We start from the raw sequence: 15,462 nt of genomic DNA on the forward strand, positions 1-15,462 counted from the left end.
CGGGTCGTTTCCCCACTGTCAAGTATAGAAGGTCCGCTGGTGCCAGGTTGCCACCGCTGACGCAGGATTATGTCACGTCAACATTCTTGGTAAGGACATTCTGCGCCTTCGGGTTCAACTTCCACAGTTGCATGAGGGATATGAAATTCTTGAGTGATATTGCGGATCTTCTCCTTTAATACCTGAGCTTGAGCGATAGAAGTTTCCTGAACACCTACATGAAGAGTTAGAACATGATAATCTCCATCCATGGACCAAAGATGAAGATCATGAACCGAACGGACACCTTTCAATTTCAAAATACGATTTTCTAATTCTTTCGTATCGATACCTTCCGGAGAAGATTGAAGATGTAAAAGTAGTATCTTTCTTAAATTGCGGAAGGACTGGAATCCCACCCAAAGAGAGATCGCGATGGATAATGCAGGATCCACCCAGGACCATCCGAATACGATCAAAGCGATACTACCGAAGAATACTGCCACCCATCCCAATACATCTTCCAAAAGATGAAGGAACGCAGTCTTTGCATTCAGACCGGAACTATTCTTTAATTTAAATAATGCGGCTCCGTTTACGACCACGCCTAAAACGGAAAGTCCTAACATTCCCCAGCCGTTCGGAGAACCTGGCTCATTCAATTTAGTAACAGCAAAGAATAAGATCCCGAAAGATCCTAAAAATAGAACAAAAGAATTTACTAATGCAGCAGAAAGACTTAATCTTCTGTAACCGAATGTGAAGGTCTGGGTCCTTGGTTTTGCAGCGATCTTTTGGAAGATCCAAGCAAGAGCTAAGAATCCACTGTCTCCCAGATCATGGAGAGAATCGGAAAGGATTGCCAAACTTTCGAAAAAATATCCGCCTATAAATTCTATCCCTGCAAATCCGAAGTTTAATAGAAATGCGAATAAGAATGCGCGGGAGTTTTCGGGCATAGAACTAGAATGAGGATCACCCGAATGGGAATGAGAGTGTCCATGATGATCATCGTGAGAATGATGATGATGCCCGTGCATGGATCTAAAATAAAGAACATGTGAAAATTCTTCCAGTCACTTTTTTAGAAATTGGTTGCAGGATAACGGGTTCTCTTTATCGATAAGAGCTGGTATGAGTGAAACTTCAAAAGAACAAGAGCTTGCGATCATCGCAGGAGAAGTTGCTCCTTGCGTTCGATGCAAATTGAGTACGACTCGGACCCAAACCGTTTTCGGAGAAGGGAATCCGAACGCAGAAGTCATGTTCATAGGAGAAGGTCCGGGCAAACAAGAGGACCTGACTGGCAGGCCATTCGTAGGAAAGGCGGGAGAATTATTAACTAGAATTATTGAAAGAGGGATGGGAGTTCCGAGAGACAGTGTCTATATCGCGAACGTAACTAAATGTAGACCAACGGTAGATCTAAAATTCGAAAAAGACAGACCTCCCGAAGAAGATGAAGTGATCGCATGTTCTCCTTTTTTACTCAGACAAATTTCTATCATACAACCAAAGGTGATCATCACCTTAGGAAATCCTTCCACTAGATTCATTCTGAGAACAAAAGAAGGGATTACCAAATTAAGAGGACATTGGGGAGATTTTCACGGGATCCCTGTGATGCCTACTTATCATCCCAGTTACGTAATCCGTAACGGTGGAGAGAATAGTCCCTTAAAAAGAGATGTCTGGGAAGATATAAAAAAAGTCTTAGAACGACTGGATTGGAAACGTCCGGGATAGTATAAATAGATCCGATCCTAAGTAAAAAGAAGTCTCTTGTAAATTTGTTTCTTGCAGATGGGAAAACTCGGATCTAATCTGACCCTCTATTTGTAATCATCGGTATAATCGCCTGATCTTCGAATAGGGAACTTTTCAGGAGAATCGAATGGAAAATTCAACGACTCGCGCCAAATTTGACGGGGCCGGCTGGGACCTATTTAAATTATATCTTTTTAATGCTTTGGCTACGATCAGTACCTTAGGCATTTATTCTTTTTGGGCAAGAGTAAGGGTAGAAAGATATTTAAGACAACATACAGTTTTTTTAGGACAAAGATTCGATTTCCACGCTACCGGTCTGGAAAGATTTATAGGATTTTTAAAAGCTGCTCCCATCGCGATTATCTTATTTTGTGCGATTAAATTCCCTTTAAAATGGTGGGTATTTTCTGCAGAGCTTGAGCCTCTTTCCAACGTAATTCCTATCTTTCTTCTTTTATATATACTCGGGCCTTTTATCTTTGTAGGAAGATTAAGATTCCATTTAAGCAGGACCTCCTATAATAATATTAGATTTCATTTCGCGGGAAGAGTTCTGGAACTTGTTAAAATTTTCCTGGTAGGGCTTCCGCTTACGATCATAACTTTAGGATTTTATTCTCCTTGGTTCACGATCCGTCTGAAAAGATTCCAAATAGAGAATACATATTACGGTAACGCAGGATTTAAGTTTGATGGAACTGGAGGATCTTTGTTCTGGATCCATCTAAAAGGTTTCCTTCTTCTTTTACCTACATTAGGATTTTATGCTTCTTGGTGGCAGGCAAATGTTTATAATTATTATTGGAATCAAACTACCGTAAACGGGATCAGATTTAAGTCCAATTTAAAGGGAGAAGATATACTTGTTTATACGATTCTCTCTTATATGGCGATCTTGTTCTCTTTAGGTTTGGCATTTCCTTGGATCGCGGTAATCTGGTATAAATTATTTTACGAAGCTATCTCCTTAGAAGTGGAGCCGGATCTGAGCCAGATCCAGCCTGAATTTGATAAAGGAGCTTCCGCATTGGCAGAAGGATTCGAAAGTTCCTTGGAAGCCCTCGCGGATATATTCGATTAATTCCAGTCCAATATACACATGAAAGATAAACTATACGATGGAAAAACCGCTATTCCTTTTGAAGGAGATCTTGTTCCGGAGAAAGACAGACTAATCTTTCTTTCGGAGCAGAAGTCCTTTAGTTTCCAATATTCTGATATTCTAAATCTAGATCCCGTAGGCAGAGAATTCAGATTAGAGATCCGGAATCCGGAAAATCCTGCGTATAGTTTCATGATAGTATTCTATTCAAAAGAGAGTTATAGTTCTGTTCTTGCGGGTAGAAAGTCCCAGAATAAATTCCCTCTTTTGGATTTATGGCAGAATACCAACTTCGCCCTTAAGTTAGGTGCCTTGGCGTTGACTGCATTTTTAGCTTTTTCCGTCTATAATGCAGGACTTTCTTATGCGTACTTTTTCGTTCCAACGAGCTACGATAAAAAACAATCGGAGGTAATGTCCGGATGGGTCCGAGATTATTTTTCTGAATGTTCTTCTCCTTCTTTAAAATCTACAATGAAGAAGATCAGCAAAAAGCTGAAGGATGCGGACGATCCTTTTGATTACGATATTATTGTGATCGATGACGAGGTGTTTAATGCGTTTGCTATGCCTGGCGGGACCATAGTAGTCTTTACCGAGTTATTAAAAAAGACCGAAACTCCTGAAGAACTTGCGGGAGTATTGGCTCATGAGATGGCCCATATCCATAAAAGGCATGGGGTTCGCAGGCAAATCCGTTCCGCCGGAAATGTAGTTTTATTATCTTTAGGGATCGGTTCCGGTTTCGAAGGAGTGGACATGTTGGAAAACATGGATTCTCTTTACGAGGTCTTAAGCGTTACCATCTACGACCAAAAATTTTCCAGAGAATACGAATCGGAAGCGGACGAGATCGCTTTGGAAAAATTAAAAAAATCGAATCTAACCGGAGAAGGGTTTTTAAACTTCTTTAAAAGGATCCAAGAAGAATACGAGGTTCCTCAGCAAGAAGAAGGCGAAGAGTCTGCGGGCGACGGTGCAGTAAAAATCCCTGATTTTTTAAGTTCTCATCCTGCCACGGAGGACAGGATAGAATATGTGAAAAATATCATTTCTCATCCGAATTACCCTAAAGGAAAATTAGGAATTTCTAATAAGGAATGGAATCGTATTAAAGAACTTTGTTCTCCTGTGAAACCCAGAAAAGAATTTAAGAACCCTCTGGGTTTGTAGCCCGTTCCGAGCGAAGCGAGGAGCCGCCCTTATTCCCCTTTTTTCTTAGCCAACCAATCTGCGATCTTTTGGTAGATATCGGAAGGCGCGGACTCATGTGCGAATAAGGAAAGGTGATCGTAATCTATCTTTCCACCGTTATCGCGTCCAGCTTCTAAGAACTGAGTGAATCCTCTTTTTCTGCGATACACCGGATGAATAGATTCGGAAGTAGAGATATTGTCTAACTTACCTGCAACAAATAGAGTAGGGAAGTCCATCAGCTCGAAGTCCACCCAAACTTTCGGATTTTCTTCTAAGGAAGGAAGATAATTCCATAATGTTTGGTAAAGATATAAAGTTGTAGGATTGTCTTCGTCCAAAGAGATAAATCTAGAACAGAAACTATCCTTATTCTTGCAAGAATTGGAAAGATCAGTCCCGAATCGTTTCTCTTTTTTCATATCATCTATGAAACTATCATTGTACTTATAATCCATTCCGGTCCCTAAAAAGAAAACCTTAGAGATTGCAGGATCTTTTTTGGATCGGATATAATGAAGGATCGCTTGGCCTCCTACGGAGACTCCGCCCAAAATATAATCCTTACGATTGCTTAAGCCTTGGACTTGAGAGACTGCTTGAGGGATCAGCTTTTCTCCCACTTCTTTCAGATCTAATCCTGGATATACTTCGAAATGTAATAGGAATACTGAGAAGCCGTTCCCGCTTAATACTCCGATAAGACCGTTATAATCCCCAAGATACAAAGACTTTTTGTTCACAAGGATCGGATCCAAAAGTAGAACAGGCGGATAATCGGAGCTATGTTTTAAAAAATTTGTGAGATATACGTTAGATGCAATATTTGCAGTCTGATTTTTAAATGCTTCTTCCGTGATCACTGCATATCGAGTGCAGGAGAAAAACAGAAAAGTGGAAAATAAGAAAAGTATGATTTTATTTTTGAATTTCATTTTATGATCCGGAATTAATTTCTTTTGTTTAACCAGTGGATGATCGTTGGAAATACTTCGTCATCCGCCTTCTTTCCTACTACTAGGTCAGTGTGACCATAGTCTTCCGAAAAACCTTTTCCTTTAGAAAGTACGAATAAGGTTTTATCTGCAGAGCCTAATTGATCGTAAACATATCTGAGAGAATATGTGAATCCTAATTTGTCTCTTCGGCCTGCGACTAATAGAACCGGGATCTTGATATTTCCGAAAGCTTGTGAGTAGATCAGCTTTCCGTCTTCGGAACGGAATTGTCCTGTTTCAACGATCTTATCCATCTGTCTTGCTTCTCTTTTGGAAACTGTAGCAATGGAGTCGGTAAATATCCCGGAAACAATTTTAGGCTCTATATTTGGTGCGTGCCAGAATACTTCTTCGAAACTTCTTTTAGGAAAGATAGGCAGCCCTGTTCCTCCTCTGACCCCAGACCAAGTTTCTGTAGGAACTGCAGGCCATAAATTTAACGCCCAAGTAAAACTGGACCATAATTTTAAAGCATCAGATGGAGGATCCATGATTGCAGGAGAACCGATCGCTACAAAGTTAGCTACTCTGTTCTCACCTAAACTTCCGAGTCTTGCGTATTGGATCATTCCTCCCATACTATGACCGATCCAGTTCACTTTTTCTTTGCCGGTGGTTTTGAGAACATATTGGATCGCAGCGTCCGCATCTTGTTTTATATAATCATCGATGGAATAATCAAAAGTTTTATCCCCCCAGAATAAAGAAGGAGATCCTGCTTCTTGTTTTCCTCTTAACTCTAAAAGCCAAACATCGTATCCTTCTTTTTGAAGATTTGCTACGATGGATGACTTTTCATTGATCTTAAGATAGATTCGATTCGCTATGAATCCGTGACACAGTATCACAGGATATTTTTTATTAGCGGTTCCTTGCAGAGGAGGAAAATGTTCCAGAGTGATGTCCCAGCCATCGGAGGTTTTAGGGTGAAGTATCTCACCTTTTAACGCGATATTCGCGGAACAAGAAACGATTAAAGGTACGCATACGAAGAATGCGGAAAGAAAACGAAGCATACCCGCGATCCTCCTCCTTGCCGAAATGGAATCAAGGAAAATTCAAAACTAAATTTGAAGTAAAGAACGATGTTCGTATTATCCGATATGGAGAAAATCTAGAAAGGAGTCCACCGACTTCTTCACGGTTGGAAAAAATCGGATCTTATGAAGTAGCGGATTCCACCAGCCGGTCGTAATACAAAAATATGTATCGTACGGAGCCGTATGATGTATTTTATGATGCTCAGGAGAAAGTATCCAACGCTTTTTTTGCATGTATTTGATGAGTTTGTTCGGTTCGTCTTGGTGTGCCCATTTATGGATTTGATTAGTGAAGAAGATCCCGACTAGAACAAGTATCCAAAATGTTCTGGCCCAAGGAACATCCCCGTTTTCCAACGGAGCAAAAAAGCAATATAGAAGAATGGGAAGTGACACTAGACAATTATTCCCGTTAGTCTCCACAAAATCATGCCGAGTGATACCTTTAGGGTCTACATGATGGTCCCTAAAAGGAAAAATAAAAGCAGGTCCGATATAAGGAGTGAATTCGTTCCCGAAACTATCTCCTAAAAAATGAACAAAGCCGGAAAGAAAGTCGGCGGTAATATAAGCTAAGAATAAGAGAGCTACAAGTTCAGCTAAGAAAATCCAGGGAGAATCCCGGAGGGCCGGCGAGAATAACGCTCCGAACTCATACAGACATAGTCCGGCAAAAAGTAAGAATAAAAGTATACTTAGAACTTCCACTAGCCTATGGAACTTAAAGGGAGAGGGGAATAAAATTTTCAGGAAGTTCATAGTTCTTATATACATCTCGAAACCGATACATAAGAGATAGATCGGTCAAGAATTTAGATATTTCGGATTAACGGAATGTTCTCGCGCCCTTGAATTTTATTCGGATTTTTAAATCCCGCTTTTCAATCCCGCATAAGAAATTCTTATTTGAAAGTCCACAGCATTAAGAATGAATCTACAACGTCTTAAAAGATCGATTTATCCTCCATTATCCGCCGACCCCGAAAAAGACGTTTCGATCAAACTTCTTTACGGTCTGATGTATGTCACCTTTACGGTTGCGGTCTTATATCGGATCATTCATCCTATAATTTCTGAAAAACCTAAGAACGCTTATTATTCTTTCTATCTAATTCCTACTGCAGTGATCTTATGCCACATTCTCGCAAAATCGGGAAGGATAAAACTAGGCGCACATATCATGATCTTCTTACAATGGCTGGCACTTTGTATCGTGTCTTTGAGAGAAGGTGGAGTCTACGCTACATCATTCTCTCAATTTATGATCATTATAGTGCTGGCCTCTTTGATCTTGGGGCAGGTTGGATCCTTATTCTATGCGCTTCTTTCCTTTTTTGTGGGGCTCTTGAGCATATATCTAAAATCGAAAGGAATGATACCTGCTCCGAGTTATCCTGCGGGAGAATGGTCCGCGTTTATAGGAAATTCCGTAGGCTTTTTTATGTCCTGGATACTGATGAAATTCGGTTTATCAGGATTATCTAAAATACGAGAAGAATTATCCAGAGCACAGATCGACGCAAAGTTAGGTGCAATCATTCTGAATTTGGAAACCAAGGAAATAACCTTATCCAAAGAATACAGGATCATGTTGGGAGATAAAACCGCTAAAGGGTCCACGACTATCTTTATGGACCAATTTTTAGAACAATATGTAGAAGGAGAAGATAAACAAAGAATACCCGTTATCCTCGCTGAAGGAGCAAGACATTTCAACGATCCTTCTTATTCCACTGAGTTCGTTTTTAGGGCGAAGGGGGACGATGGAAAAACCAGGTATATTTTAGCCAAAGGTAAATATAAAGATTCCATAATGGCTTATGGAACAGGACAGGATATCACTGAAAAACATATAGCGGGCGAGGAGATCAAAGCCAGTCAGGAATTATTTTCTAAGGTATTCAAATTAAGCCCTTATGCAACTTCCATTTCCAATTTCGATGACGGAAGATATGTGGATATCAATGATGGATTTACCGAGTTACTTGGTTATACAAGAGAAGACGTGATCGGCCGGACTAGTGTAGAGTTAGGCATTTGGTTAGATGCGGCTGAAAGAGAACATTTTAAGGAAAAGATCAAAAAAGACGGATTCTTATATAATGAAGAAGTAACTTTCAGAGCGAAAGACGGGCGTATGATCCAGGTGGAATTTTCCACTAGATTCGCGATGATCGACGGAGAAACACGTATGATCAATATGGTGAAAGATATTTCTTCCAAAAAAGAAGCGGCTGAATTAAGGATCTTGAATAACGAGATCTCCGCTCAGAACGAATTGATCGCAAAACAAAAAGCGGAATTAGAATCCACACTTGATTATCTTCAAAAGACACAAAACCAACTGATACTTTCGGAAAAGATGGCTTCTCTTGGACAGTTGGTCGCGGGGATTGCGCATGAGATCAATAATCCGATCGGAGTGATCCGAGCCGCAAACGAGTCCGTCAAAAGCCATTTTGATCGCGTATTGGATAGAATGCAGGAAGCGGCTTCCGTATTAGAAAATTTAGGCAGCGAAGCTAAGATTGAATTCCAAACTTTATTAAAGAAAGGAAGAGCCTACCAAGAAATTATCCCTCCTAAAGAGGTAAGAGCTAAAACTAAAATTTTAGAATCTAGATTAAAGGAACTTGAGATTTTCGAAGCTAGAAATTTAGCGGAAGGTTTAATTGAAGCTGGATTAGAAACGGCGTTAGAGGATTTCCCGAAATTATTTATGGGAGAAAAGATCCAACAAGTGATCCAATATGCCTTGGATGAGATCCAGGCAAGCAGAAGTTCCAAATTAGTGGATATGTCCGTGGACAGAACTTCTAAGATCGTATATGCACTTAAAAATTTCTCCCATTTTAGTAACGGTGGGCCTAAAGCTCCCGTAGATATAAGGGAAAGTATAGATACGGTCCTTACGATCTACCAAAACCAATTGAAGTCCGGCATTGAGATCATAAAAGAATACGAGGTGGGAACTCCGATCGTTCCGGGATATTCGGATGATCTATTGCATGTATGGACCAACCTGATCTATAATGCTGCCCAAGCAATGGGCTTCAAAGGAATTCTAAAAATAAACGTAGGTAATAGGGAAAAAGACAAGATCTGCGTTAAGATTTCGGATAACGGGCCCGGTATTCCGGAATCGATACAAGAAAGGATTTTCGAACCGTTCTTTACGACCAAAGCCCCCGGAGAAGGTTCCGGACTTGGGTTGGACATAGTAAAACGTATCGTGGAAAACCACGGTGGAACTATAGGATTCGAAACTTCTTCCGATGGTACCGCGTTTTTAGTGATCCTGCCTCAGTGAGTAGTTTTCTTTTTCAAAAATTTTTCGATCTTAGGGCGGATCACATAATGACAGTAAGGCTGTCCTGGATTTAGCCTGAAATAGTTTTGGTGATAATTTTCCGCCGGGAAAAACTTTTCTAATGCAATAATCTCCGTCACGATAGTAGAAGCAAACTTAGGCCCAGCTTCTGTTCTGGAAGCTTCAGCAATTTCTTTCTGAGTTTGGTTTTCGTATAAGATGATACTTCTATATTGAGGACCTTCGTCGTTGCCCTGTTTATTCCTGGTAGTAGGATCGTGTGCTTCCCAGAAAATTTCTAAAATGTTTTTGTAGGAGATCTTACTTGGATCGAATCCTACTCGGATCACTTCCGCATGCCCGGTAAGTCCCGTACAAATTGATCTATAATTCGGTGCAGGGTCATGTCCTCCCGCATAACCGGAGACGATGGATTCTACTCCGTCCACCAATTGGTAGATCGCTTCTACACACCAAAAACATCCTCCACCTAAAACTGCGTATTCCAGATCTTTTTGTTCCGACATTCCATCCTCCTTTCTTATTAGATTTGATTCAGGTCAGAAAGTCGGATCTCGGAAACATTTTTCCGAATTTCTCGCTAAAAAACGTAAGCATTAAACCAGAATTGAGACCGGGACGGGTATGAAGTTGAAACTAATATTAAACCCCAAACCGATCAAAAGTAAATCTTGGAAGGCTAGGTCTCCCAGAGAATCCATGCCGGTCTGTACCTTGATCCTGCCGGATAATTTGTATAAAAATTATCTCAAAAACTGGAACGGATCTAGACCGGGAGCCACATGTCTAAAGGACTTATTGGAACTATACGGACCTGATTTGCAGTTCCAAGAGAAATTAAATCCTGACTCCGTTCTGATGATGTATCAAAAAAAGGAAGAAGGCAGGCAGAAAAACTGGAATCGACTGAATTTCAGACCTGATCTGGAAGATTGGAATCTTTTAGGGAACTACGCAAGAAAACACGGAGTTTCCAAGTGTTACTTGTTTACGTTTTTGTTAAGCAAATACTTTTCCGATACTCCTTCTCCCGAGTTTTCTAAAAAGAAGAAGGTAGCCTGATCGAAAATTAATCTCTGCTGCGGATCGGATGAATAGGTTGTCCTGAACTTAATTTTGCGATCTCATCTTCTACGGAAACCAATCTTTGGATTGTAGTGTTTAGAAGGAGTGAGAAAAATTTAGGATTCGTTTGTCCGATCCGATAGAACATTTCCTGGTCCAAGATACCTATCTTTGCTTTTTCAGTGATGACTCTTGCGGTTGCGGCTCTAGGTACGTTATTGATCAATGCGATTTCTCCGAAAAAGGATCCAGGTTCTAAATTTCGGATCACTCTTTCTTCTCCATCGTAGGACTTTCTGATCTCCAGAGCGCCTGTGAAAACAAAATACATCATTCCGTTGGAAGGATCTTTTTCTTTAAAAACATCTTCTCCGGCAAGATAGGTCTTAACTGATACGTTATTTATGAATTCTAAAATATTAATTCCCATCTTATGATTCCTTGTTTACTGCAGCTTCTGCGGGAGCTTCTTCTTGAGTAGTTTCAGTGTTTGTTACTTCGGAAGTTTCCGAAACTTCTGCTTCTTTTTCGGCCGCCGGTGATTCTGTAGCCTTGGACTCTTCTTCTTTTTTATGGATCTCGGTATAAAGAGCTTCTAGTTTCATCTCAGCTCTATTCAATTTTTCGAAAGTGTTTTTGAGAAGTAAGAGTAAAAATTGAGGACTTGTTTTTTCCAGTTTTTCGAAAACACTCTTATTTAGAACTCCAAGTTTGGCGGAAGGAGAAAGAACTTGGACCGACATCGCTCTGGCTCTTCCTGAGATTAAAGCGATCTCTCCGAAAAATTCTCCGGGGAAAACTTCCTTGATGGATTTCTCTCCGGCGTCCGGGCGATTCTTGCTGACCTTTAAATGCCCTTGGAAAAGGAAATACATGTTTCCGTCGGATCCTTCTCCTTCTTTGAATATGAAGGAATCTTTCGGATAAACCCGGGTAAAAACGCTGTGAACGAAATCCAGAATGGTCGGCATTTTATGTAAGACGGGGAAAAGTCTTTAGATCCGACGGGATCTGATTTTTTTCAAAAATCAATTTTGATGAGTCGTTCTAAAATAAGTTGGACCAGGTTTCAGTCGAATCCGTCCAAACTTGCCAGAGTAAGAAAAGAGAGCATAAAACTTATATAAACTATAATTTGGAATATCGCCGTAAAGATCAGATAAACGGACCTGAATTTTAAACCGATCGTTTTAGTCAGAAAATTTTCCCAGGCTGCTACTAATATAATTGGAACTGACATTAGAAGTTCCGGAGTACTTATATCCGTCTTGAATAAACTTCCTAGTTTGGAGCCGATCAGAAATAATGCGAGACTCACAACGCTAAAAAGCAAAGCTTTGAGACTTCCTAAACCTTCCTGCGTTTCCGAAAATTTTTCCAAAAATAGATTCCGAAAAGAAGCAATTCCAGCATTATATAAAACTAATACAGTAATTACTAGCCAGATTAAACCGGCGATTTCCGTATTTGTTGCAGATGCTTGGCTTCTCACCGCAGGAGAAGAATAAGTCATTACAAAAATGAATATCGATACTGCGGAAATTATGGATAGAATGAAAAGAATTAGAACAGGATTTAAAATTTTAGACTTCAAGTGTGCCTTCCGGTTTCGCAAAGGATCTGAACCTCCGTATTTTCAGGCAAGGAAAAGAAAGGCAATCATATAAAGTAAAACCGCCTATTCTTAGTAAGGTGGTCTTACGCGAATAACGTTATCGAGAAATTGAACTCTTATTACTCAAAAAAAGTTATACTCGGAGTATAGTTTTTTCCAAATTTAGATTCGAGTTTTAATTCCCTTTTCTTAAGATCAGAAAAGAGAGTCCTTGCCTATCCAATAGAACGGAGTGAAAGGATTTGTACGTACTATAATCCAAAATCGCCAGGTTCTTGGTTTGGTCCGCTGCTGCGTTTAAAGAAAATGGGATCCAAGGTTTGAACTGATCGGTTTGGTTCAGTCCGAACTCGGATTGGTTGACTCCTGAAAGAACAGGGATCGGTTTTTCTATAAAAGTAGAAAGACCGGAAGAAAATGGAAAGAGGGGAGCAGAATCCAGACCGGGAGAGTAGATAATCGGTTCTATCGGAGCGACTAACCCGTTATCTGCGAGAACCGCTATGTCCAATTCGGACAAATGTCTAAGCACATCTCCTACTTTTCCCCCGAGCAAATTGTCGGAGAACAAAGAACGTGCAGCACCTAACAGAAGTAAATCGATCTCTTTACTTTTTGCGATCTCTACGATCCCTGGAACAATCCAGTCGGAAGGAAATCCTACTGTTTCAAAACTGAATTCCGAACCGGCGGCTTCTTCTCTAACTGCTTGGAAAATTTCATCCTCTTCTAATATAGGAAATCCTTCCGATTTAGATTCTACTGAAACGACGTGTAACGCTACTATGGAAAGATTTTCTTTGGATTTAGAGAATAGGGCCCTTGTCAGCCCGAAAAGTTTTGCTCCCATCTTGGGATTGGCAAACGAAATTAGAACTTTCATTTTCGCCTCCTAGGTTATAATTTCCCCGGAACTATTTCGCTGGATGAAAAAATCCCAAGGCTAGAATGAGCCGGGAAGATTGGAAGGAAACTCCTGTCTTCTCTCCATGCTTACGAAGTTAGCTGACGGGCTAGGAAAGAGAGATTTCCCCCGTAAGAAACGGTTAGCCCCAAAATTTGGTTCCTCCGCTCCGATTTCTGTCGGATTAAGCAGACTCTAAACGAAGTGTAGCTAGAAAAACGAATTTGTCAAGTAGTAGATTAAAGTGATTATATAACGACCACAAGACAATTAGAGCAAATAAACTTAGGTTTATTCTAGCTTTCGTTAATTACTTAAGATAGGAACAGCAATAGTCGCTTAGCTTTTTTACGTTCAGTTTGAATTTGGAATTTGCAGGAACTTCAAAAGATTGTCCACCTTTGATCTCTTTCCATTCGGGATTTCCAGGCAGTTGTACCAAAAGATCTCCATCCAGAATTTCCATAATTTCTTTTTGGTCTGTTCCGAACTCGTATTCTCCGGGCATTAAGATGCCTAGTGTCTTTTTTTCTCCATTGGAGAATAATACAGTCCTACTGGTGACTTTGCCGTCAAAGTATACGTTCGCTTTTTTAATTACTGTTACGTTATCGAATTGTTGCATTATAGAATCAAGCTCCGAAACTAAAATTTAAAACGGAGCTTAGAACGATACCAAATAATTTCTTATTTGGAGGTCAACCAACGCATTCCATCTTCTCTGGAAGGAGTATTGATCAGATCTATATTCCCTGCTTTCATAGATTTAGTATCTATTGAAAGTTCGGACAATACCGATTGAGGGATGACGATAGCGATCTTTTTTAAAGTAGAAGCGATCGCTTTAGGGAACCATGTTTCGTTTACCCAGGTTTGTGCTTCCGCAGAAACGATCCCCATATTAGAAGTATCCGCCATCCATTTGGTAACTTGCTTTTCTCTTACAAGTTCCAGGCCCTTCTCCAGCATCTCTCTGTAACCTTCGTAGCTGAAGTTTTCAGTCCATACGATCTCAACTAGATCATACTTTTTAACGTAATATAGTTTTCCGATCGCGGCCGTGAATTTGAGTTCGTGAGTCTTGGGATCCAGTAACTTCTCGGCTGCTTTTTCCTTTGCGGCTATACGGAACATTTCCACCGTATTTCCTAGTTTATCCGCAGTATTAGAAATTCCTAAAATTCTTTCCGCTAAAGTATCGCTGTTCTCCGAGTTATTCACTGCCAAAGCGCTGATAGAAGAAACCGAATCCACAACTTCTCTTGTGGCAGTATTATGTTCTGTAACTGCATTTCTGATCTCGTCGGAACGTTTGAATACGAAGTCAGCTTCTTTTAATACCGAATTTCTAAGTTCTTGCTGGGAATTTACCGCGGCCCGAACTTCTTTGATCTGTACGGACATTCTGTCTATTGTTTCTATAATTTCTTGGATCTCCTTTGTAGTGATCTGTATCCTTTCCAAACCTTGGTTCATATCTTCTTGGTTTTTCTTTACCAATTCGTTGATACTTCTTACACTTAAAGCGGTTCTTTCTGCAAGTTTAGAAACCTCGTCCGCAACTACTGCAAAACCTCTTCCTGCTTCTCCCGCTCTTGCAGCTTCGATGGACGCATTCAGTGCCAGCATGTTTATTTTTTCGCTGATATCTGCGATATTCCCGATGGTTTTAGTGATCTCTTTGGAACTTTTAGAAAGATTATCTATTGCTTGTCCCATATAAGTTAAGGACTGGGAACCCTTCTCCGCACGTTTAGAAATATCTTCAAAGGAAACTAAGGTCTCGTCTACTTGCCCTTTCGTTTTTTCGATCGCAGAAGAAAGTTTTTCCACTTCCGAAACCAAATTGCTCATGCTGTTCGCATTCTCTCCCGCGATAGAAGAGATGGAAGTTGCTACTCCTGAAATTTCTTCGATGGATGCGGAGACTTCTTCGGTAGCTGCTGACTGGGATTGTATATTGGAGCCGAAGTCCAAGACTACGGTTCTCATCTCTCCCGAATCTGCAGAAAGAATTTCTGCCGTATTTCTGATCAGTCCGATCAACTCTGACTGTCCTTGTAACATTCTATGAAAACTTTCATAAAAATCAAAAAGTAGATCTTTGGAGTTTGTTTCTATTCTCGCAGTTAAGTCGCCTTTACTGACTTTCTTAAATGAATCTTGTATGGTTTGGAATGTTTTAGCAAGCCAAGTGCCTGAAAAAATCCCCATACATAAAGAAAAGAAAACTCCGACTCCCGCGGAGATGGAGGCTGCCGATCCGAATTTTTCAGCGGGTAGAATTCCTAAAATATAGAATGTTCCGAGTATGGAACCGAGCACCAAAGAAGTGAAAATGGAATAAGAGAAAAAATAATAGAGCCTAAGTTTGAATAACATCGAGATTCCTTTTCTGTATAGGACGGAGATCTTTTTTGGAACCTATTCTAAGTCAGTCTTAAATTGAAAATAGATCCGGATC

Annotated in this window: 16 protein-coding genes and 1 riboswitch; of the genes, 5 read left to right on the plus strand and 11 right to left on the minus strand. The window is 40.3% G+C overall.

The window, feature by feature from the left end; translation table 11 throughout:
• Positions 1–77: 77 nt before the first annotated feature.
• The gene (locus EHR06_RS01760) at positions 78–938 is read right to left on the minus strand and encodes a cation diffusion facilitator family transporter (protein WP_244288465.1); all 861 of its coding nucleotides are present in this window, start codon (positions 936–938) and stop codon (positions 78–80) included.
• A 175-nt stretch (positions 939–1,113) separates the two neighbouring features.
• On the opposite strand from EHR06_RS01760, the gene EHR06_RS01765 reads away from it, so the two are divergent.
• The 3 genes from EHR06_RS01765 (at position 1,114) to EHR06_RS01775 (ending at position 4,024) form a co-directional block, all read left to right on the plus strand.
• On the plus strand, positions 1,114–1,725 hold the full coding sequence (locus EHR06_RS01765; RefSeq protein ID WP_135755444.1) for a uracil-DNA glycosylase: 612 nt from the start codon (positions 1,114–1,116) through the stop codon (positions 1,723–1,725).
• 148 nt (positions 1,726–1,873) lie between these two features.
• Positions 1,874–2,830 carry a YjgN family protein gene (locus tag EHR06_RS01770; RefSeq protein ID WP_135755445.1) on the plus strand — a complete coding sequence of 319 codons (957 nt, stop codon included), beginning with the start codon at positions 1,874–1,876 and terminating at the stop codon, positions 2,828–2,830.
• A gap of 18 nt (positions 2,831–2,848) precedes the next feature.
• Positions 2,849–4,024 (plus strand): M48 family metallopeptidase, encoded by a 1,176-nt coding sequence (locus EHR06_RS01775; protein WP_135755446.1) that lies wholly within the window; start codon positions 2,849–2,851, stop codon positions 4,022–4,024.
• 29 nt (positions 4,025–4,053) lie between these two features.
• On the opposite strand, the gene EHR06_RS01780 is transcribed toward EHR06_RS01775, so the two are convergent.
• From EHR06_RS01780 to EHR06_RS01790, 3 genes are all read right to left on the minus strand, one after another.
• On the minus strand, positions 4,054–4,980 hold the full coding sequence (locus tag EHR06_RS01780; protein ID WP_135755447.1) for an alpha/beta hydrolase: 927 nt from the start codon (positions 4,978–4,980) through the stop codon (positions 4,054–4,056).
• Positions 4,981–4,994: 14 nt separating this feature from the next.
• On the minus strand, positions 4,995–6,059 hold the full coding sequence (locus tag EHR06_RS01785) for an alpha/beta hydrolase (RefSeq protein ID WP_135755448.1): 1,065 nt from the start codon (positions 6,057–6,059) through the stop codon (positions 4,995–4,997).
• Between the two features lie 78 nt (positions 6,060–6,137).
• Positions 6,138–6,842 (minus strand): fatty acid desaturase CarF family protein, encoded by a 705-nt coding sequence (locus tag EHR06_RS01790; RefSeq protein WP_208757731.1) that lies wholly within the window; start codon positions 6,840–6,842, stop codon positions 6,138–6,140.
• A 169-nt stretch (positions 6,843–7,011) separates the two neighbouring features.
• On the opposite strand from EHR06_RS01790, the gene EHR06_RS01795 reads away from it, so the two are divergent.
• Positions 7,012–9,393: a PAS domain-containing sensor histidine kinase gene (locus EHR06_RS01795; protein ID WP_135755449.1), complete on the plus strand. Its 2,382-nt coding sequence runs from the start codon at positions 7,012–7,014 to the stop codon at positions 9,391–9,393.
• Here the strand turns inward: EHR06_RS01795 and msrA are convergent.
• A complete protein-coding gene (gene msrA / locus EHR06_RS01800; RefSeq protein WP_135755450.1) occupies positions 9,387–9,920 on the minus strand; it encodes a peptide-methionine (S)-S-oxide reductase MsrA in 534 nt (177 codons plus the stop codon). The genes EHR06_RS01795 and msrA overlap by 7 nt on opposite strands.
• 118 nt (positions 9,921–10,038) lie before the next feature.
• Between msrA and EHR06_RS01805 the strand changes: the two genes are divergently transcribed.
• Positions 10,039–10,476, plus strand: a complete 438-nt coding sequence (locus EHR06_RS01805; protein ID WP_135755451.1) for a DUF1564 family protein — start codon at positions 10,039–10,041, stop codon at positions 10,474–10,476.
• 7 nt (positions 10,477–10,483) lie between these two features.
• Here EHR06_RS01805 and EHR06_RS01810 read toward each other — a convergent pair whose 3' ends face one another.
• From EHR06_RS01810 to EHR06_RS01835, 6 genes are all read right to left on the minus strand, one after another.
• Positions 10,484–10,909, minus strand: coding sequence for a cyclic nucleotide-binding domain-containing protein (locus EHR06_RS01810; RefSeq protein WP_135755452.1), 426 nt, complete (start codon positions 10,907–10,909; stop codon positions 10,484–10,486).
• Position 10,910: 1 nt separating this feature from the next.
• Positions 10,911–11,450: a Crp/Fnr family transcriptional regulator gene (locus EHR06_RS01815; RefSeq protein WP_135755453.1), complete on the minus strand. Its 540-nt coding sequence runs from the start codon at positions 11,448–11,450 to the stop codon at positions 10,911–10,913.
• Positions 11,451–11,548: 98 nt separating this feature from the next.
• A complete protein-coding gene (locus EHR06_RS01820; RefSeq protein ID WP_135755454.1) occupies positions 11,549–12,073 on the minus strand; it encodes a hypothetical protein in 525 nt (174 codons plus the stop codon).
• 196 nt (positions 12,074–12,269) lie between these two features.
• Positions 12,270–12,977 (minus strand): universal stress protein, encoded by a 708-nt coding sequence (locus EHR06_RS01825; protein WP_135755455.1) that lies wholly within the window; start codon positions 12,975–12,977, stop codon positions 12,270–12,272.
• 93 nt (positions 12,978–13,070) lie between these two features.
• Positions 13,071–13,199: riboswitch (cyclic di-AMP (ydaO/yuaA leader) on the minus strand.
• Between the two features lie 109 nt (positions 13,200–13,308).
• On the minus strand, positions 13,309–13,623 hold the full coding sequence (ppnP, locus tag EHR06_RS01830) for a pyrimidine/purine nucleoside phosphorylase (RefSeq protein WP_135755456.1): 315 nt from the start codon (positions 13,621–13,623) through the stop codon (positions 13,309–13,311).
• Between the two features lie 62 nt (positions 13,624–13,685).
• Positions 13,686–15,380 (minus strand): methyl-accepting chemotaxis protein, encoded by a 1,695-nt coding sequence (locus tag EHR06_RS01835; RefSeq protein WP_135755457.1) that lies wholly within the window; start codon positions 15,378–15,380, stop codon positions 13,686–13,688.
• Positions 15,381–15,462: the final 82 nt, after the last annotated feature.

Origin of the sequence: Leptospira dzoumogneensis (assembly GCF_004770895.1) — a bacterium.
GTDB classification, from domain to species: domain Bacteria; phylum Spirochaetota; class Leptospiria; order Leptospirales; family Leptospiraceae; genus Leptospira_B; species Leptospira_B dzoumogneensis.